At 67.7% G+C, this 18,428-nt stretch carries 22 protein-coding genes; 12 read left to right on the top strand and 10 right to left on the bottom strand.

The genetic code is table 11. The features are described 5' to 3' along the window. Nucleotides 1-7: 7 nt before the first annotated feature. Genes mrf through rpmF form a run of 3 tightly spaced genes read left to right on the top strand, consistent with a single transcriptional unit; the run spans nucleotide 8 to nucleotide 1,752 of the window. Nucleotides 8-1,312 carry a ribosome hibernation factor-recruiting GTPase MRF gene (gene mrf, locus ACFVJ5_RS34635; RefSeq protein ID WP_379226800.1) on the top strand — a complete coding sequence of 435 codons (1,305 nt, stop codon included), beginning with the start codon at nucleotides 8-10 and terminating at the stop codon, nucleotides 1,310-1,312. Next, nucleotides 1,309-1,575 (top strand): type B 50S ribosomal protein L31, encoded by a 267-nt coding sequence (locus tag ACFVJ5_RS34630; RefSeq protein WP_379226798.1) that lies wholly within the window; start codon nucleotides 1,309-1,311, stop codon nucleotides 1,573-1,575. Before mrf ends, ACFVJ5_RS34630 begins: the two co-directional genes overlap by 4 nt. Before the next feature lie 3 nt (nucleotides 1,576-1,578). Next, nucleotides 1,579-1,752 carry a 50S ribosomal protein L32 gene (gene rpmF, locus ACFVJ5_RS34625; RefSeq protein WP_378635926.1) on the top strand — a complete coding sequence of 58 codons (174 nt, stop codon included), beginning with the start codon at nucleotides 1,579-1,581 and terminating at the stop codon, nucleotides 1,750-1,752. A 177-nt stretch (nucleotides 1,753-1,929) separates the two neighbouring features. Here rpmF and ACFVJ5_RS34620 read toward each other — a convergent pair whose 3' ends face one another. From ACFVJ5_RS34620 to ACFVJ5_RS34595, 6 genes are all read right to left on the bottom strand, one after another. Beyond that, nucleotides 1,930-2,154 carry a hypothetical protein gene (locus tag ACFVJ5_RS34620; protein ID WP_379226796.1) on the bottom strand — a complete coding sequence of 75 codons (225 nt, stop codon included), beginning with the start codon at nucleotides 2,152-2,154 and terminating at the stop codon, nucleotides 1,930-1,932. Between the two features lie 503 nt (nucleotides 2,155-2,657). Then, a complete protein-coding gene (locus ACFVJ5_RS34615; RefSeq protein WP_379226794.1) occupies nucleotides 2,658-3,434 on the bottom strand; it encodes an MHYT domain-containing protein in 777 nt (258 codons plus the stop codon). Further along, the gene (locus ACFVJ5_RS34610) at nucleotides 3,427-4,026 is read right to left on the bottom strand and encodes an ATP/GTP-binding protein (RefSeq protein WP_266295760.1); all 600 of its coding nucleotides are present in this window, start codon (nucleotides 4,024-4,026) and stop codon (nucleotides 3,427-3,429) included. Before ACFVJ5_RS34610 ends, ACFVJ5_RS34615 begins: the two co-directional genes overlap by 8 nt. A 4-nt stretch (nucleotides 4,027-4,030) precedes the next feature. Then, a complete protein-coding gene (locus ACFVJ5_RS34605; protein WP_379226792.1) occupies nucleotides 4,031-4,402 on the bottom strand; it encodes a DUF742 domain-containing protein in 372 nt (123 codons plus the stop codon). A 6-nt stretch (nucleotides 4,403-4,408) separates the two neighbouring features. Then, nucleotides 4,409-4,813 (bottom strand): roadblock/LC7 domain-containing protein, encoded by a 405-nt coding sequence (locus ACFVJ5_RS34600; RefSeq protein ID WP_019049250.1) that lies wholly within the window; start codon nucleotides 4,811-4,813, stop codon nucleotides 4,409-4,411. Continuing rightward, complete coding sequence (locus tag ACFVJ5_RS34595; RefSeq protein ID WP_379226791.1) at nucleotides 4,810-7,614, bottom strand: ATP-binding protein; 2,805 nt, start codon at nucleotides 7,612-7,614, stop codon at nucleotides 4,810-4,812. Before ACFVJ5_RS34595 ends, ACFVJ5_RS34600 begins: the two co-directional genes overlap by 4 nt. A gap of 291 nt (nucleotides 7,615-7,905) precedes the next feature. Between ACFVJ5_RS34595 and ACFVJ5_RS34590 the strand changes: the two genes are divergently transcribed. The 9 genes from ACFVJ5_RS34590 to ACFVJ5_RS34550 all read left to right on the top strand — a co-directional run bounded on the left by ACFVJ5_RS34590 (nucleotide 7,906) and on the right by ACFVJ5_RS34550 (nucleotide 16,007). Then, entirely contained in the window at nucleotides 7,906-8,592 is a 687-nt protein-coding gene (locus tag ACFVJ5_RS34590; protein WP_358071318.1) for a response regulator transcription factor, read from the top strand. Nucleotides 8,593-8,601: 9 nt separating this feature from the next. Then, nucleotides 8,602-10,056, top strand: a complete 1,455-nt coding sequence (locus tag ACFVJ5_RS34585; RefSeq protein WP_379226789.1) for an ATP-binding protein — start codon at nucleotides 8,602-8,604, stop codon at nucleotides 10,054-10,056. 92 nt (nucleotides 10,057-10,148) lie between these two features. Further along, nucleotides 10,149-11,585, top strand: a complete 1,437-nt coding sequence (locus tag ACFVJ5_RS34580; protein ID WP_379226787.1) for a trypsin-like peptidase domain-containing protein — start codon at nucleotides 10,149-10,151, stop codon at nucleotides 11,583-11,585. After that, nucleotides 11,585-12,127 (top strand): MogA/MoaB family molybdenum cofactor biosynthesis protein, encoded by a 543-nt coding sequence (locus ACFVJ5_RS34575; protein ID WP_194826720.1) that lies wholly within the window; start codon nucleotides 11,585-11,587, stop codon nucleotides 12,125-12,127. Before ACFVJ5_RS34580 ends, ACFVJ5_RS34575 begins: the two co-directional genes overlap by 1 nt. Further along, complete coding sequence (locus ACFVJ5_RS34570) at nucleotides 12,124-12,345, top strand: hypothetical protein (RefSeq protein ID WP_379226785.1); 222 nt, start codon at nucleotides 12,124-12,126, stop codon at nucleotides 12,343-12,345. Before ACFVJ5_RS34575 ends, ACFVJ5_RS34570 begins: the two co-directional genes overlap by 4 nt. A 524-nt stretch (nucleotides 12,346-12,869) precedes the next feature. Continuing rightward, a complete protein-coding gene (locus tag ACFVJ5_RS34565; protein ID WP_378635940.1) occupies nucleotides 12,870-13,550 on the top strand; it encodes an MspA family porin in 681 nt (226 codons plus the stop codon). A 66-nt stretch (nucleotides 13,551-13,616) separates the two neighbouring features. Then, on the top strand, nucleotides 13,617-14,276 hold the full coding sequence (locus ACFVJ5_RS34560; protein WP_378635943.1) for an MspA family porin: 660 nt from the start codon (nucleotides 13,617-13,619) through the stop codon (nucleotides 14,274-14,276). A 344-nt stretch (nucleotides 14,277-14,620) separates the two neighbouring features. Next, entirely contained in the window at nucleotides 14,621-15,289 is a 669-nt protein-coding gene (locus ACFVJ5_RS34555) for an MspA family porin (RefSeq protein WP_379226782.1), read from the top strand. Between the two features lie 61 nt (nucleotides 15,290-15,350). Next, nucleotides 15,351-16,007 carry an MspA family porin gene (locus tag ACFVJ5_RS34550; RefSeq protein WP_379226781.1) on the top strand — a complete coding sequence of 219 codons (657 nt, stop codon included), beginning with the start codon at nucleotides 15,351-15,353 and terminating at the stop codon, nucleotides 16,005-16,007. 74 nt (nucleotides 16,008-16,081) lie between these two features. Here the strand turns inward: ACFVJ5_RS34550 and mscL are convergent, their stop codons facing one another. The 4 genes from mscL to ACFVJ5_RS34530 all read right to left on the bottom strand — a co-directional run bounded on the left by mscL (nucleotide 16,082) and on the right by ACFVJ5_RS34530 (nucleotide 18,424). Beyond that, nucleotides 16,082-16,528: a large conductance mechanosensitive channel protein MscL gene (gene mscL, locus ACFVJ5_RS34545; protein WP_379226779.1), complete on the bottom strand. Its 447-nt coding sequence runs from the start codon at nucleotides 16,526-16,528 to the stop codon at nucleotides 16,082-16,084. Between the two features lie 147 nt (nucleotides 16,529-16,675). Then, nucleotides 16,676-17,344: an SAF domain-containing protein gene (locus ACFVJ5_RS34540; protein ID WP_379226777.1), complete on the bottom strand. Its 669-nt coding sequence runs from the start codon at nucleotides 17,342-17,344 to the stop codon at nucleotides 16,676-16,678. A 91-nt stretch (nucleotides 17,345-17,435) separates the two neighbouring features. Then, on the bottom strand, nucleotides 17,436-17,753 hold the full coding sequence (locus ACFVJ5_RS34535) for an FmdB family zinc ribbon protein (RefSeq protein ID WP_379226775.1): 318 nt from the start codon (nucleotides 17,751-17,753) through the stop codon (nucleotides 17,436-17,438). A gap of 71 nt (nucleotides 17,754-17,824) precedes the next feature. Then, nucleotides 17,825-18,424, bottom strand: coding sequence for a 5-formyltetrahydrofolate cyclo-ligase (locus ACFVJ5_RS34530; RefSeq protein ID WP_379226868.1), 600 nt, complete (start codon nucleotides 18,422-18,424; stop codon nucleotides 17,825-17,827). Nucleotides 18,425-18,428: the final 4 nt, after the last annotated feature.

Below are 18,428 nucleotides of genomic sequence, written 5' to 3'. Positions count from 1 at the left end.
GTATCGGGTGCTGGACCAGTCAGACCGGAGAACGCCCGTGGTGCTGCTGGCCGGCTTCTCCGGACCCGCCATGGGCGGCGTCGAGCACATCGCGGCGACGCTGAGCGAGGACGCGGGCACCGTGGTGGTGCATCACGACCTCGCCGAACTGCGTGAGGGCGTGGTGCGGCGCACGGTGCGGACCGCGGGCAACGTGAGCACCACGGTGCTCGAACTGGCGCACGGGTGCGTGTCGTGCACGCTGCGCGCCGATCTGCTGCCGATGCTGTGCACGCTCGCCACCCGCGACCATGTCGAGCGGATCGTGCTCGCATTGGATCCCGGCATCGAGGCGGAGGCGCTGTGCCACGCGATCGAGCATGTCGAGGTCAGCGGGGTGGCCGATCGCGTCGACGGGCCCGCCGGTCGCAGTGTGCGGATCGAAGCCGTGCTGACCTGTCTGGACGGGCAGCAGTGGCTGGCCGACGCCACCGGCGACGAGGTGCTGGCCGATCGCGGGCTCGCCTCGGCCGACGACGAGCGCACGGTCGCGCAGGTGGCCGTCGGCCAGGTCGACTTCGCCGACGCGCTGGTGGTGCTCACCGCGGGCGCCGACGCGCTCGACCAGGACCGACTGGCGGCCGTGCTCGCCCGCCTTGCGCCCGCCGCGCCGGTCGCCTGGCTGCCCGAACTCCCCGGCTTCGACGCCTTCGAGATCGGTGCGCTGCTGACTCGCGTGCCCGCGGACTCCCGCCGAGGCCGGATCTTCGACGCGCACGCACCGCTGCTGCGCGGGCAGCCGCCGCTGAGCACCGACTACGGCGTCTCGATCGTCGAATTCGCCGCGCGCAGGCCGTTCCATCCCGAGCGGTTGCACGAGGCCCTCGACGTCCTCCTCGACGGCGTCGTCACCGCCCGCGGCCGGATCTGGCTGGCGACCCAGCCCGATCACGTGGTCTGGCTCGAGTCGGCCGGTGGCGGACTTCGAGTCGGCGGCGCGGGTCGCTGGTTGGCCGCGATGAGCGCCGAGGAACAGGCCGGCGCCGACCCGGATCGGCGGGCGATGGGTGCGCTGGGCTGGGACGAGCGGTTCGGCGATCGCGACGTGTCGCTGGTGATCCTGGCCCACGACGCGGACCCCGCCGAGATCCGGCACGCCCTGCACTGGGCGCTGGTCGAGGACGACGAACTGCTGCTCGTCGACCGGGCGCCGGAACGAGTCGCGGTGTGGGAGGACCCCTTCGGCGACTGGCACCAAGATCCCTGCGCCGATCCCACCGAGGCCACTGCCTCGGCGAGCGAGCGCACAAACCCCAGAGGAGAAACGGCATGAAAACGGGCATCCACCCCGACTACCACCCCGTCGTGTTCGAGGACGCGAGCACCGGGAAACGGTTCCTGACCAGGTCGACCGCGACCAGCGACAGCACGATCGAATGGGCCGACGGGAACACCTACCCGCTCATGCTGGTCGACGTGACCTCGGATTCGCACCCGTTCTGGACTGGCACCGCCCGCAACCTCGACACCCAGGGCCGGGTCGAGAAGTTCGAGCGCAAGTACGGAAAGCGCTCGCGCGCAGGCAAGGAAGGCTGAATCATGGCGGTCCCCAAGCGCAGAATGTCGCGCTCGAACACCCGAAGCAGACGCGCACAGTGGAAAGCGGAAGTCCCGCAGCTGGTCCCGGTGACAGTGGGCGGTGTCGAGTACCGAGTACCACGCCGCATCGTCAACGCCGTCCGCAAGGGCATGATCGACCCCGCGCGCCTCTGAAACTGACGACAACGGCCTGCCGGAACCGCCCGGCAGGCCGTTGTATGTCTCTACTGTCCTGGGTTTGCGGCCCGCCTCGGATCCGAGGGCGAGACGCAACGGCGAAGCCGCAGTATCGCCCCTCGGATCCGAGGCAACCGGGGGCCGCAAACCCCGCGGCGCCAGCCGCTATGTGACTCAGCCTTCGCGCTCGGCCACCGCTACCAGAGCCGCGGCGAGCTGGAAGAACTTGTTGTTGCCCAGGTCGGCGATGGTCTTGATCTTGAGAGCCTCGAGCAGCTGCTTGTCGTGCGCCTCGGTGAGGCCGGCCAGCGCCGACGGGGGCGCGGCGAGAATTTCGGCGAGCGTCTTGTTCTCGAATTCCTTGTCGAGAACTTTGTCGAGCACCACGTTGACGGCCATGCGAACTCCTTCGAACGAACCTTGGATGTGCCGGGCGAGACGAATGCGCCCTTCAGCGACCATAACTCGGTTGGCGCACCATGTGGTGGGCTTCCACGGGCTCGGCGGTTCGTTCTGCCCTGCCATCTGTCCAGGGGACTTACTCCGGCGGTGTTATGCCTGTTCAGGGCCCTATGGGAGTTTCGGGGCAACCGTTCCGTTAACCGTGTGACGCACACCACTTGGTACGGACGTGCGCAAGGGCTTGCGGAACGTTTGCTGGTAGTCGAATTACCAACTCTCGGTTTGTTTTTCGCCACAAGAAAATTCCCGAACCACTGATGCGGAGTCCCTCACAGGTATGTACTCTCGTGCGGGAGGGCGGGTTCCCCGAGTTTGGGGAACCCGCTCATCGCCACTTCAGAGGCGGTTTTCGCGGCAGTTCGCCGCAGGTTGCGAGAGCTCGGATCAGCGGGGCGGAAGACCGGAAAGATTCCGACAAACCGGACGTTAGCTGGTTGCGCTCACCGGGCCGGAACGGGCTGACGCACCGGGACCGCGACATCCCGCCGATCCGGCGCCACCAGCACCGCGGTGATCGGCACGGTCAGGCCGAGCGCACCGATCACGAACATCGGGAACACCAGGTCGAACAGTGGCATCCCGGCCGGTGTCCGGATACCCGGATCGATCGAGAAACTCAGCGCGGCGATGGCCGTGTAGTACACCGCCGCGACGCCGAGCGCGAACAGCACGGACACCAGCACCCGCATCGGCACCCGCCGGACCACCTGCGATACCCACAGGGTCGCGGTGCACAGCGCCATGGACACCAGCACCGACACCCCGATGAGGCCGAGTGACTCGTCGACAGTGCCCTGCACGGCGAGCGCGTCGAGGGTCAGATAGGTCGACAGCCCGACGCTCAACCCCATCGTCAGCCCGCCGATGATCAGCCGCGGCACCTGGGGGGTCCGGCCACTGATCAGCAATCCGGCCAGCACGCCGACCACCGCGATGGCCAGTGCCGCCGCGCCGAGCGCGACGTTGTACCGCATGGTGCTCTCGTTCACCCGCATCGCGAGGAGCGCGACCGAGTTCGCCAGCCACAGCCCGACCCCGCCGAGCGAGACCGCGGCCATCGTCAGCCAGATCAGCCGGAACCGGATCGAGTACTTCGCATGCCGGATACAGGCGAACGACACGAGCGCGCCGAGCGCCGACAGGTCCAACGCGAGCCACGCGATCCCGGTGCCGTGCGCGAATGTCTCGGCACCGGTCGCGGCGAGCAGATCAGGCACGCCTGCCCGCTCCTTCGAACTGCTGCGGCTCGAGTTGGGCGATGGCGTATTCGGTCACCGCCGCCAGTGCCTGACGGACCTCGACGGCATTGCGCGCGTCGATGTCGACGATCGGGATGCCCTCGCGCACCGAGAGCGCTTCGCGCAGTTCGGCGATGGGGAAGCGGGGAGCGTTGGGGAAGCGGTTCACCGCGATCAGGAACGGCAGTCCACGCGCCTCGAAGAAGTCCACGGCGGCGAAACTGTCTTCCAGCCTGCGGGTATCGATCAGCACCACCGCGCCGATGGCGCCACGGATCAGGTCGTCCCACATGAACCAGAATCGCTTCTGGCCCGGGGTCCCGAACAGGTAGAGCACCAGGTTGCCGGGCAGCACGATGCGCCCGAAGTCCATGGCCACGGTGGTGGTTTCTTTTTCCGGCGTTTCGGCGAGATCGTCGATGCCGTCGGAGAAATGGGTCACCATCGCCTCGGTGCGCAGCGGCACGATCTCCGACACCGCACCGACGAAAGTCGTTTTCCCGGCGCCGAATCCGCCGGCTACGACGATCTTGGTCGACGCGACCCGTTGTTCTTGTGCCGGCGGGCGCATGCCATCAGAGGCCACGGAGTCCACGCAAAGTCCTCTCCATCAGTGATCGGCGTTCGTCGTAGCTCGCCTGTTCGGTCAGCGTCGAATGCACTCGAAGTATCCCGCCCACTACGAGATCACCGATCATCACCCGGACCATACCCAGTGGGCGACCAAGGTATGCGGCAATCTCGACGACAGAAAGCCGATGTGTGGCAAGACGCACGATTTCGATCCGCAAATCGCCTGCGGACCAGTCGTTGTGCGCTGTATAAGAGACCGTTTCGACGACCGCCTCCAGCGGCAGCGCGATCGCGGGCTCGGTGCGGCCGGAGGTCAGGGCATAGGGCCTGACTCGGGTAGTCGGCCGGTGATCGGATCCGTAAGGGGTCGACATCTCACCTCAGCCGGCGGAGCGGGCGGTGGCGGTAACCGCCGAGCCCACCCGGTCGACGAGCAACGCCATCTCGTAGCCGATGCGGCCGATGTCGTGGCTCTTGTTGGCCAGAACCGCCAGGTGCGAACCGTTTCCGACGCTCATCACCAGCAGATAGCCCCGCTGCATCTCCACGATCGACTGCATCACCTTGCCGCCGTCGAACAGGTGCGCGGCACCCATCGACAGACTGGCCAGACCGGCGGTGACCGCGGCCAACTGTTCGGCGCGGTCCGAGGGTAGGTGCGGACTGGTCGCCTGGAGCAGTCCGTCGGCCGAGACGAGCACCGCGTGCGAGACGCCGGGTACGTCGCGGGTGAAGCGGGCGACCAACCAGTTCAGATTCTCGTCTGTGGGGTGCGCGTTGCTCATTCGAGGCCTCCGTCGTTGTACTGGATCTCGGCACGGCCGCTGCGGACGCCGCTGAGATGTCGGGTCAGGTTGTTGCGGATCTCCTCGGGGTCGCGAGCGCCCGCTTCCTCCGCGGGGGTGAGCCCGCCGGGGACGAGCTGAGCGCCCGGCTTGCGGATCGGCAGCCCGCCGCTCGTTCGCGAGGACGTGGGTGGGTGGTCCGCCTCGGCGGCGGCCGACCAGCCCGCGTCGCCGGGAGCGCTCCACGACGCGCCGTTGCCGTTACCGGATTCGGTGGGGGCGGAGGCGGGTTCGACGAGCCACTCCGAGACCATCCGCTGGTAGATCGGGGTCGGGGCCGGGCCGGAGACCGGCTGTAAACGGGTGCTCGTCGTCGGCATCGGGTCGACGTCGATGGGACGCGGCGCCGGTTCCGGCTCCTGGGGTGCGGCCGGTGCGGAAGACGCGGCGAGCTCGGCCAGCGCGCTCGCGGGGATCCGCTGCGGCAGGCCGAAAGGCGACGAGTCGGGGGCGGGCGTCGGCGGATCGGTCGCCACCGGGAGATCGTCGGTGTCGTGATCGTGCTCGGCCCACATGCCCGCCGGTGCCGCGTCCTCGTCGGGTTCGACAGTGACCGGTTCCGGAGGCGGCGCCGGTACCGCGGCCGGAACACGTTGCGGGAGACCGACACTGGTGAGTGGGGTTTTGGGGGTGCTCGCGCCGTTGGTCGGGACGAGCGGATTCGGACCCGCGAACGTCGGCAGCGCGGGAAGCGGTGAGGCCGGCAGGTCGAGACCGGTCACGGCGTCGAGCGAGACCAAGGGGCGCGGTCCGGTCGGCATGATCGGATTCGGGCCGGTGATGTCGGCGGGAGTCAGCGCGTACGGCCCGATCCCGGCGGGCACGATCGGGTTCGGCCCGGTCGAGACCAGCGGGTTCGGTCCGGTGGACGGACCCGACGACATGGGCGGCGACGGCGCGACGAGCGCACTGGGCAGATGCACGCTGGCCGTGATGCCGGGCTGCGGGGCCGCGCCGCTGGTACGGCGCAGGCTGACGGTGATGGTGTGGCGCTTGGCGAGCCTGCCGACCACGAAAAGGCCCATGCGACGGGCGGTTTCGATGGTGACCTCACCACCGGAGGCGAGCCGGTCGTTGGTCGTCTGCAGATCCTCGGCCGACATGCCGAGGCCGCGGTCGGTGATCTCGATCAGATAGCCGCTGTCGACCGCCCGGCCGACGATGACCGCCACCGACGTGCTCGGCGGGGAGTAGCGCAGCGCGTTGTCGATGAGCTCGGCGAGCAGGTGCTCGATATCGACCGCGGACTCACCGGCCACGACGCCGTCGGGCACATTGCCGATCTCGACGCGCTGGTAGTCCTCCACCTGCGAGACCGCGCTCCACAGCATGTCCGACAGCGGCACCGGCGGCAGATGACCGCGGCGCAGCACGGTGCCCGCGAGCACCAGCAGGTTGTCGCCGTTGCGGCGCATGCGGGTGGCGAGATGGTCGAGGCGGAACAGTGTCTGCAGGCGCGAGGGGTTGTCCTCGTCGTGCTCGAGTTCCTCGATGAGCGCGAGCTGCTGCTCCACCAGCGACTGGCTGCGCCGCGACAGCGTCTCGAACATGTTGCCGATCTGCAGGCGCAGGCGGGCCTGATCGCCCGCCAGATTCAGGGCCTGCTCGTGGATCTCGTCGACGGCACGGGCCAGCTGACCGATCTCGTCGGTGGAGTGCACACCCACCGGCATGATCTCCGGCGTCGCGCCGCCGCTGCGGACCACGGCCAGCTCGTCGGGCAGCTTCACGTGCGCCACCTCGAGCGCGTCGCGGCGCAGCCTGCGCACCGGCACCACCAGGGTGCGGGCCACGGCCAGCGCGAGCGCGAGGCCTGCCAGCAGCATGCCGAGCACCAGGGTGGTCTCCCGCAGGGCGCCGGTCTGGGCGGTCGCGGTGTTGCTGTCGAGGGTGTGGTCGATGTTGTCGAGCAGGGCGGAGATCGTGGAGGCGTAGGTGTCGGCGCTCACCTGGAGCGTGTTGAGCACTGCCGCGTTGGTGGTCGGATCGCCGTTGTTCTGGCTGAACACGCTGATCCGGGTCTGCACCGCGTCGAGCAGCGCCGCCTGGCTGCCCGAGTGCTCGGGCAGGATCATCCCGTAGGTCTTGATCATGTTCGCTTCGGAGCCGAGCTCGACGAGCATCTTCGACCGCGCGCTCTGACTGCGACCCGACTCGGGCGAGACGACCAGGGTGCGCTCACGGGTGAGCACCCGGCGGGCCTGGTGCAGCGCGGTCAGCTGCAGGAAGTAGCGCTGCACGACGAAGTCCTCGACCTGTGGGGTCTTGGACAGCGCGTTGCCGATCCGTTCGCCGATCTCGTCGGTCTGCTCACCGACCATCGCGGGGGAGCCGCCGCGCACGGTGTTGCGCAGGGTGGCGCCGGTGGTGGTCGCCGCGGTGAGTTCACTCGCGACGCCGGGATCGATGCGGGCCGAGCGCAGCGCGCTCTGCACCTCGGCGAGCGCCTGGTCGTAGGTGGTGAGCGCGGCGTCGGTCTGGGGGTCGGCGATCGCGCCCCAGTTGGCCGTGGCGGCGACGGCGAGTTGTTCGGTCGCGGTGGCGAATTTGACGACGGGACGGATGACGGTGGCCTGTTCGGTGGCCGCGCCCAGCTGCGTCATCGTCTGCAGTTCGTTGTTGATCCGCAGCACGGCGAAGGTGGTCGCGAGCATCACCGGCAGCACCAGCACCACACCGACCTTGCGCGTAACCGACCAGTTGGACAGGCTGAATTGCCAGGAGCGCGATGCAGGTTCCATCCGCGTGCGTTGCCTCTGCTTCCACGTGTGACCCCGGCCCGCGCGGGGAGGTCGCGGAGCGATGCGAGCGCAGAACCAACTGGAGGTCTTCTTTTACCGCAGGAAAGATACCGTGCCGAGTGGGCATCGGCAATCCGGGCCAGGCGGTCTGTAATTCGCCGAATATGCGCTGACACAACGACGATTCGTTGAGGTTTGTCAAGACCTACAACATACATCGCCTAGAACACGACGTTCGGCGCGCCGAGCCCTCTCAGTACGTTCTCAGTCGGTCACGGCAAACTACAGCACATGCGCATTCTGGTAGTCGACGACGATCGCGCGGTGCGGGAATCACTGCGCCGGTCACTGAGCTTCAACGGCTACACCGTCGACCTGGCTGTCGACGGTCTGGACGCACTCGAAAAAGTGACCGCGGCCAGGCCCGATGCGCTGGTTCTCGACGTGATGATGCCGCGCCTGGACGGCCTCGAAGTGTGCCGAAGGCTGCGCAGTACGGGTGACGATCTGCCGATTCTCGTTTTGACCGCGCGCGATTCGGTGTCCGAACGCGTGGCCGGGCTCGACGCGGGCGCCGACGATTATTTGCCGAAACCTTTCGCGTTGGAGGAATTGCTGGCGCGTTTACGGGCGTTGCTGCGTCGTCGAACGCCCGACCCCGGTGAAGCGTCGGAGGCGATGGTGTTCGCTGACTTGTCGCTGGATCCGGTCACGCGTGAGGTTTCGCGCGGCGAACGCGCGATCAGTCTGACGCGCACCGAGTTCTCGTTGCTCGAGATGTTGATGGCCAATCCGCGCCGGGTGCTCACGCGCGGACGAATCCTCGAAGAGGTCTGGGGCTACGACTTTCCGACCTCCGGCAACGCGCTGGAGGTCTATATCGGCTATTTGCGCCGCAAGACCGAGGCCGACGGCGAGGAACGACTGATCCATACCGTGCGTGGCGTCGGCTACGTGCTGCGCGAGACCCCTCCGTAGGCGGGCGAGATGGCACACAAGGAACCCGCGGTCGCCGTTCTCGGCAGGCCGCTGGACGCGAGCGAGATGCGTCCGCCGACCCCGCTCACCCGTTCGGTGTCTCTGCGCTGGCGGGTGACGCTGCTGGCGGCGTCGGTGGTGCTGATCGCGGTGGCGGTCACCTCGATCGCCGCCTACGCGATGGTGGCGCGCGCGCTCTACGCCGACGTCGACGCCCAGCTGGAGGCCCGCGCGGCGACGATGATCAACAACAATTTCGAGACCGCCGGTTTCCAGTCGATCGTGTTGGCCGGGCTGTTCTCCAACGATGTCGGCGTCGCGCTGATCTATGCCGGTCACAAGCCGTATATGCCACCTCAGCAGACGATTCCGCCGGTCGGCGCCCAGGAGCTCGCGGTGGCCGACGGCAAGATCAATTCCTCGCTGCGCACCGTCGGTGACCAGCGGGTACTCGCCGCGCGTACGCACAGCGGCGCGACGCTGATCATCTCGCAGAAGCTCTACCGCACCCGCGAGGTGCTCGATCAGCTGGCATGGCTGCTGTTCGTGGTCGGCGCGTGCGGTGTCGTGCTCGCCGCCGCGGCCGGCACCGCGGTGGGCCGCACCGGTCTGCGCCCGATCGCCCGGCTCACCGCGGCCACCGAGCGCGTCGCCCGCACCGACGACCTGACGCCGATCCCGGTGACCGGTGACGACGAATTGGCCAGACTCACCGAGAGTTTCAACACGATGCTGCGGGCGCTGACCGAATCGCGCGATCGGCAGCGCCGACTCGTCGCCGACGCGGGCCACGAACTGCGCACCCCGCTCACCTCGCTGCGCACCAATATGGAGCTGCTCATCGCCTCGGGCAGGCCGGGCGCGCCCCGGCTGCCCGACGAGGACATGGCCGAATTGCGCGCCGACGTGGTCGCCCAGATCGGTGAGCTGTCGACCCTGGTCGGCGACCTGGTGGACCTGGCCCGTGAGGATGCCCCCGAAACCGTGTACGAGCGGGTGGATCTCGGCGAGGTGGCCGAGCGTGCGCTCGAGCGTGCGCGCCGCAGACGGGTGGGGATCACCTTCGTGGCCGATCTGGCGCCCTGGTTCGTCTACGGGCACGAGGCGGGGCTGGAACGGGCCGTCCTCAACGTCCTCGACAACGCGGCCAAGTGGAGTCCGCCCGACGCGGTCGTGCGGATCACCATGCGCCCGGCCGGTCCTGGGCTCCTCGAACTGGCCGTCGGCGACGCGGGCCCCGGCATCCCCACCGGCGAACGCGAACTGGTCTTCGAACGCTTCTACCGCACGACCGCCTCGCGCTCGATGCCCGGTTCCGGACTCGGGCTGGCCATCGTCAAGCAGGTGGTGACCAAACACGGCGGCACCATCGCGGTGGACACCTCCGATCGTGGCGGCGCCCTGGTGCGCATCGTGTTGCCGGGGGAGGCGCCGACCGTTCTCGACGAGTCCGGCGCCGAGTGATCGCCGTCAGTCACGGCGAACTGATAGTCCGATCTCAGGCGCCTCTCAGTAGCCGTCAGGAAGCTGGTCTGCAAGCGTGAGGAGACAACACCATGACCGACGATCCCCAGCACCCTGCTGACCGGCCCGCCGCGACCGGACCGGGCGACGCGGGCCGTCCCGCCGAGTCGGGGCGGCCGGCAGGGCACCAGGCGCAGGCACCCGGCTTCGGCGACCAGCCGCCCTACAGCGACCAGCCCCACGGCGGACCCGCACCCTTCGGCGCGCAGGCACCCTACGGCGGACCGCAGGCGCACAGCGACCACGCGCCCTTCGGGAGCTCCGCGCCGTACAACGGCCCCATGGCGTTCGGTGCCCCGCCTTCGCAGGGTGGTCAGCCGCCGCACGGCGCGCAACCCCAGGCCTTCGGTCCCGAGCCGCAGCGAAAGCCGTTGCGGCTCGGCCTGATCGCCGGTGCGACGGCGCTGGCTCTGGTCAGCGGTGGTGTCGGTGGCGTTGTCGGAGTGCTCGCCGCCGACTCGGGATCCGCGCCGGTGACCAACGCGCTCGAGGCGCCGAAGCCCGCGGTCAACAACGTCGCCAACGCGCCCGCCGGGTCCACCCAGGCGGTGGCGCAGCGGGTGTTGCCCAGTGTCGTGATGATCAAGGTCGCGGGTAATCGCGCGTCCGGCGAAGGTTCCGGGGTCGTGCTGTCCACGGACGGTTTGATCCTCACCAACAATCACGTCGCCGCGGGCGCGGGGGCCTCGGCGAAGATGGAAGTGGTGTTCAGCGACGGCAGCACCGCGCCCGCCACCATGATCGGCGCGGATCCGGTGTCCGACCTGGCTGTCATCAAGGTCAGCGGCAAGACCGGCCTCACCCCGATCGAACTCGGCACCTCCGACGGTCTGGCCGTGGGTCAGCCGGTGATCGCGATCGGCTCGCCGCTCGGCCTGGCGGGCACGGTCACCACCGGCATCGTCTCCGCCCTCAATCGCCCGGTCTCGACCAGCGGCGAGGGCACGCCGAGCCAGGTGAACCCGGTGATCGACGCGATCCAGACCGACGCGGCGATCAACCCCGGCAACTCCGGCGGCGCGCTGGTCGACGGGCAGGGCAAGCTGATCGGTATCAACACCGCCATCGCCAGCCTCGGCGGCGAGGCGGCGGGCGGCACCCAGAGCGGTTCGATCGGGCTCGGTTTCGCGATCCCGGTGGATCAGGCGCGCCGGGTCGCCGACGAACTGATCAAGACCGGCCACGCCACCTACGCCCAGATCGGCATCAAACTGCGCCCGCAGGACACCGCCGCACGCGTACTCGAGGCCACCCCCGAGGGCCCTGCCGCCAAGGCGGGCATCCCCACCGGCGCCGTCATCACCCGCCTCGACGACCGTCCCATCGACTCCGGCGACGCGCTCATCGCCGCCGTCCGCTCACATCAGCCAGGAGACAAGGTGAAGGTGACTTACACCGACGAACAGGGCGGTAACTCCAAGACCGTCGAGGTCACGCTCACCGCCGCGGCGGCGGAAGGCGGCCGATGATGCGTTCGAACGCAAACCTGTCGTGCGTAGGCGCTACGGTGATGACCATGGACATCGATGCTCCCGTGGCAGGGCGCGCACTGGTTGTTGTCGTCGACGATCGGACGGCTCATGGCGGCGTGGATTCGCTCGGCCCGCTCGTCACCGAATTGCTCAACGAGGCCGGATTCCTCGTCGACGCCTCGGTGACGGTGCAGGCCGAGGAGGTCGAGATCCGCAACGCGCTCAACACCGCGGTGATCGGCGGCGTCGACCTGGTGATCTCGGTCGGCGGTACCGGTATGTCGCCGCGCGACATCACCCCCGAGGCCACCACTCAGGTGCTCGACCGTGAACTGCCCGGCATCACCGAGGCATTGCGCGCGTCCGGCCGGGTGGCGGGCTCGCTCGACGCCGGTCTGTCCCGCGGCGTGGCAGGCATCTCCGGCAGCACCCTGGTGGTGAACCTGCCCGGCACGCGCGCGTCGGTCCGCGACGGCATGGCCACGCTCGGCCCGCTGGCCAGCAAGGTGATCGGCGAACTGTCCGGTCTGGACGAATGACATCGGAGTCTCACGACGCGGTTCCCGGCCCCGATGATCAGGGCCGGGAGCCGACTTCGGCGGAGGAATTGCGCCGGAAAGCGGCCGAGGCAGCGCGACTGGCGAGAATCTTCGGCGATGTTCTCCCGGAGACCACCGGTGACGAACGCGGCGAGGGTTCACGCGGCTCCGGCACCGATGATTGGTTACGGTCGCAAGTTCCACCGCACCACGGGTGATCAGCCCGTTATCTACGTAGCCGCTACGTAATAAGCGGCCTTCGAATTGCCGATTACGGCACGAACGCGCACTGCGGACAAATACTCGAGACCACGCGAAAGCGTGGTCTTTTGTCGTTCGGCGGCCCAGATCGTTACCCGCGGCCATCTCCTGTCAAGGCCACGTGACAGGAGCCTCCACGACTGCATCAATGCACGTCAAGGCATGTGGCGATGTACGAATGTGTGCTGTGCTTCACAGTGAAATTTACGAACTCTTTCGTTGCCGTATCCCGGGAACGGCGTTTAATGTTCGCCATTGAGCCACCAACTATCGGTCCCCGCAGTACTCCCACCTCTGTGCGTTGAACCACCCGGTGGAACCCTGGCTCGGGTTCGCCACACCGGCCCCGGCCGTATCGTCGAAATAACAGTTAGTTACGTAACGGCAACAAAGGGGCGACACACTGATCTGGGCCCTGTGAGGTCCATTTGTCCGGCTTCGAAAGTCGAGGTCGGCTGTTAGACACCTGATGAGGGGAAGTATGAGCGAGAACCGCACCACCGGTGTGCGCCGTGGCGTCCGTGCCGCGGGCGTCGGCGCTGCCGCGGCCGCCGTGGCCTTGGGCCTGCTGTCGACCGGTGCCGCCAATGCCGATACCTTCGTGCCGTTGCCGGACGGCCAGAAGGTCAGCCCTGCTGGCGTGACCATCACCCGCACCCACGAGTCCGCACTGATCTCGCCGTCGATGGCCGCCAATGGCGCGGGTCGCGTCGTGTGGGTGTCGGGCACCGCGGTCGCCGAGGTCACCGAGACCCCCGAGGGCGAGGTCGGCCCCTGGAACGGCCCGAGCGGTCGTCCCGGCTCGAACAACTCGTCGACGCACGGCACCTCCCAGCTGAACACCGGCTACATCGTCGGTTGCCAGGTGAGCATCGCCGATGACGCCATCGGCGCCGGTGTCTCCGGCGGAATCAGCACCGGCGGCGTGACCGCCGGCGGCTCCATCGGCGTCAACCTCGGCCCCGGTGAAGTGAAGTTCGTGCAGATCAGCTCGAAGGACATCCTGAAGGCCGGTACCTACGCGATCGATTACCAGGACGCGGAAATCGAGATCCAGGGCTGCGCCGGCTACGCGCAGGCCCGGGCGTACACCGTCGTCGAGGTCATCGGCGACAACTACTCGAAGACCACCCTGTACGGCATGCCGTTCAGCATCGGCTGACGTCTTTCGATCCGGCACGAATCTTCTTCTCGCTGCGGCGAACTCAATCCTCGAGGGACAAATCCTATGATCAACCGTAAGTTCATGGCGAAGGTGGCGGGCGTCAGCGCTGCGGCCACCGTGGCCGTCGGCCTGTTCTCCACGGGCGCGGCCAATGCCGATACCTTCGTTCCCCTGCCGGGTGGACACCTCACCAAGACGCTGTCGGACGGCACCGTCGTCGACATCGCCCTTGTCGGCGAGTCGGCCCTGATCAGCCCGTCCATGGGTTCCACTCCGGTGCACCGCAACTCGTGGGTCTCCGGTAGCGCTCAGGTCACCGTTTCCGACGGCGGCTCCGGCAAGATCTACCCGGGCTACACCGTGGGTTGCCAGGTCAACATCTCGGGCGGCGGCGTCTCCGGCGGCGGCGACGTCTCGGTCGACCCCGAGGGCAACGGCTCCGGTGGCATCACCACCGGCGGCGAGCTCTCGCTCGGCCCCGGTCAGTCGTCCTCGTTCTACATTCTCGACCGCGAGCAGGCCGACGACTACGGCAGCGAATCGCACAGCAAGAGCAACAAGTTCAAGAACGGCTCCGGCTCGGTGACCTGGTCCGACACCACCATCGGCCTGAGCGGCTGCGCCGGCTACGCGCAGGCGCGTGCCTTCGTGTCCGTCGAGGTCGAGACCGACAACGTCATCTCCTGGGTGACCCTGTGGGGCGCTCCGTTCAGCCTCGGCTGATCTGTTCGCATCCCGAACTCGAAACGGGCCGGTCGCTATGCGACCGGCCCGTTTTGTTGTGCGCTCACCCTTGTATCGCTGGACATTACGAGTCAGTCTCACTATGTTGAACCCGAATCAACTGCCCCGGCAGTCGAAATCATCTTGCGTTTTCGTTCGCCGATCGGCTGAGAGTCGCGCCGATCCGGTGACGACCAGCTTCTCGATCCACCTCCCGGCAGGGCGCATCTGTCCTGTTGCCAGCGGTGCCTGTCCTGTGTGACACACCCCAGCTGGGTCCGGGCGCAACACAGATATCGGCCTCGATGGTCGAGGTCGGATTTGCGTATACCTCGAGGGGAAGAATGAGCGAGAACCGCACCAACCGCGGGCGTCGCGGCGCGTGGAGCGCGGGCGCCGCAGTGGCCGTGACGATCGGCCTGTTGTCGGCCGGTGCTGCCAACGCGGATACCTTCGTACCGCTGCCGGACGGCCAGAAGCTGGGCCCCGGTGTCACTTTGAGTCGTTCCGGCGAGCATGCCGTGGTCTCTCCGTCGCTCGCTGCCAATGGTGCGGGTCGCGTCGTGTGGGTGTCGGGCAATGCCCGCGCCGATGTGCAGGTCACGCCGGAGGGCGAGGTCGGGCCGTACAACGGACCCACGAACCGTCCCGGCTCCAACAATTCTTCGACGCATGGTGCGTCGCAGCTGAATACCGGTTACATGGTGGGTTGCCAGGTGAGCATCGGTGACGACGCGATCGCTGCCGGGTTGGCCGGTGGAGTATCGACCCTCGGCGCCTCCGCCGGTGGTGCGATCGGCCTCCACCTCGGCCCCGGCCAGGTCGCCTTCGTACAGATCGATGCCAAGGACATTCTGAAGCCCGGCGTCTATTCAGTGGAGTACCAGGACGCGGAGATCGAGGTCCAGGGTTGCGCGGGTTACGCCCAGGCCCGGTCCTACTCGGTGGTCGAGATCATCGGTGACCACTACTCCAAGACCACGCTGTACGGAGCGCCGTTCAGCATCGGCTGATCATCGGCGGTATCGAAACTCTTTCTCGTTCACACGAATTCACCCTCGAGGGGTCACTGTGATGATCAACCGTAAGAGCATGGCGCGCGTAGCCGGATTCACGGCGGCGGCGACCGTGGCATTGGGTTTGCTGTCTACCGGTGCGGCGAATGCCGACACCTTCGTTCCGCTGCCGGGCGGCCACATCACCAAGACGCTGTCCGACGGCACTGTCGTGGACATCAGCCTGGTCGGCGAGTCCGCCAATATCAATCCGTCCATGGGGTCCACCCCGGCGCATCGCAACGCATGGGTTTCCGGCAGTGCGCAGGTCTCGGTTTCCGGTGATGGCGGTGGCAAGATCTTCCCCGGTTACACCGTGGGTTGCCAGGTCAATATCTCCGGTGGTGATGCGCTCGGAGACGCTGGCGGGGAGGTCGTGGAGGGCGTCGGCTTCGGCGAGGTGAACACCGGCGGCGAGCTCACCGTCGGCCCCGGCCAGGCGAAGTCCTTCTACGTCCTCGATCTCGAAATGCCCGACGACTACGGCAACGAATCCCACAAGACCCGCAATGCCTTCAAGGGCGGGTCGGGCTCGGTGACCTGGGCCGACGAGACCATCGGCCTGTCCGGCTGTGGTGGTTACGCCCAGGCTCGTTCCTTCGTGAGCGTCGAGGTGGAAACCGACAACGTCATCAGCTGGGTGACCCTCTGGGGCGCGCCGTTCAGTCTCGGCTGAGCGAACACAACAATCGAGTTCGGGTCCCGCACACTGTGGTGTGCGGGACCCGAACTCGTTGTGGCAGTAGGGAATCAGTAGGCGCTGTCGCCGTCGGTGTGTTGCGCCGACTCGGCCCGGAGCCCGTGCTTGCCGTTCGAGCGACCGCGCTGCTCGGCCAGCAGGTCCCTGATCTGGATGAGCAGCTCGTTCTCGGTGAGTTCCTCGTCGGCCTGGGAGAACCGCTTCTTCATCCTGGTCGCGGGCACCACCAGGATGAAGTACAGGATCGCGGCGACCAGCAGGAAGTTGATCGCCGCGGTGATGATCGGCCCGACCTCGATGAAGGTGGCCGGTTTATCCGCGACGAGCTGGAAGCCCAGCCCCATCTCGTTCGATCCGCCGAACAGCGCTAGCAAAGGATTGATGATTCCCTCGCTGAACGCGGTGACGATCGCGACGAACGCTGTGCCGATGACAACGGCGACCGCCAGGTCGACCACATTGCCGCGGAGTAGGAAGTCTCTGAAACCTTTGAGCATTGCCGATGTCTCCTTCGTACAGGAGCCGGCCCGGGGCACTGCGCTCCATATCGAATGCTGCGAAACGGTGTGCTTGGTTCCTGTGTGATGCTAACGAGAGTTCGGGCAAATTTCTCGCGAACTACGCCGGGTCGACCGACGAGGCTGTCAGTGGAAGACGACGGTCAGCGCCGTTCGCAGTGACGCACCGGCCACAGCGGTGGCGTATGCGGTATCCAACGCGAGCAGGACCACCCGTTCCGCGCCGCGCCGATCGCCCGTCGCGGTGACGAGTACCACCGCGGCGTCGGTGGCCAGCGTCCGCGCGGGCTTGGCGGCACCTGGCGCACCGGCATCTTCCACGCCGACGACATCGACCCGATCGCCCGCCCGCAACACGTCAGCCACCGCGGCATCGGCCAACCGGATCGGCACGATGCGCGCATCGTCGCTGCCCGCGGCCGCGGCGGCCAGCCGGGGGCCGACGACGCGCAGATCGGTGAAAGTCTCCCCGGTATGCATGGCGCCGGTCAGCGTCGCGCCGAGCAGGAGAGCGGTCTCGCTGACCGAACCTGCTGGTAGCGAACGGGATTCGTGATGGTCGATGCGCAGATCGTCGGCGGTGAGCAACCGGCCGGGCGCTAGATCGCGGGCGGCGACCACCACCGCGACCCTGGCGCCACCGGGGTCGCCACGGACGAACAGGACGACGGCGGCCACGGCAAGCACGGCGGCGGCGATACGGCGGACGAGCAACGCGTCGGCCCAGGCCGGACGATTACCGAGGGCGAAACGCCAGGAGCTGCCACGTCCCAGATCGGCGAGACTGCGAGTCATGGGCGAAAGCGTAGAGCCGCGGCACTGCGGAAAAGCCGCTGAAAGCCCCGCCTGTGGATAACCGCGGGGCTGTGGACAACTGTCGAAAAAGTCAGCTGGCGGCGGCCGGAGTGGAGCTGGTCGAAGCGCTCGACGACGAATCGCCGTTGCCGCCGGATCCGTTGTTGCTCGACCCGTTGCCGCTGGTGCTCTCGGACGAGGTCTTCGCCGGTTCGCTCGCGGTGGACGCGCCGCCACGGCTGTCGGTGCGGTAGAAACCGCTGCCCTTGAACACGATGCCGACCGAGTTGAACAGCTTGCGCAGCTTCCCGGAGCACTGCGGGCACACCGTCAGTGTGTCGTCGGAGAAGGACTGAACGATGTCGAAGCGGTTGTCACACTCGGTGCACGCATACGAATAAGTTGGCACAGGATCCTCCGCAAGTCTCTCGTCGATCTAGCACTCTACCGCCGACACTGCCAACGTCGCGAATCGCCGTTTCATTCCGGCGAAACGGGGAGGTCGCGGCCCAGCTGTTCCAGTCCGCCGCCCGGGGTGAGTACCCAGCCCATTCGCCGATCGTGCGGTTCCTCGGGAAGCCGGTCGACCAGTTCATTATCCCGGACAACAGCGATGAGGCGCACGTCCGCTCGCGCGGCACCCAGCGTGCGGTCGTAATACCCGGCGCCGCGCCCGAGCCGTACCCCGCGCCGATCGACGGCGAGCGCCGGAACCAGGATCGTCGTGGCGCCGGCCACCGCCGCGGGCGGCAAGGTCTCGGTGGCCGGTTCGAGCAAGCCGTAGCGGGCTTTGCGCAGCGAATCCGCGCCCTCGTAGCGCGCCCAGCTCAGCGGACCCGGCTCGCCGGTCACCGGCAGCAACACCGTGGCGCCACGCTCGCGCAGCGCGTCGAGCATGCGCAGATCGCCGGGTTCGCCGCGGACCGGAACGTAGGCGCACACGATGTCATCGTCGGTGGCCAGCCCGACCGCCGAGGCTGCGAGCGCGGCCGCGTCGACGGCGTGTTCGGCGGAGCCCACCTGTGCGCGAGTGGCCAGGATCTCGCCGCGCCACGCATATTTGGTGCGCTCACCGGGCATATCC

This window comes from Nocardia sp. NPDC127606 (assembly GCF_042671725.1).
GTDB lineage: Bacteria > Actinomycetota > Actinomycetes > Mycobacteriales > Mycobacteriaceae > Nocardia.
Note: the sequence above shows the minus strand (reverse complement) of the source record. Positions and strands in the feature narration are given on the sequence as shown.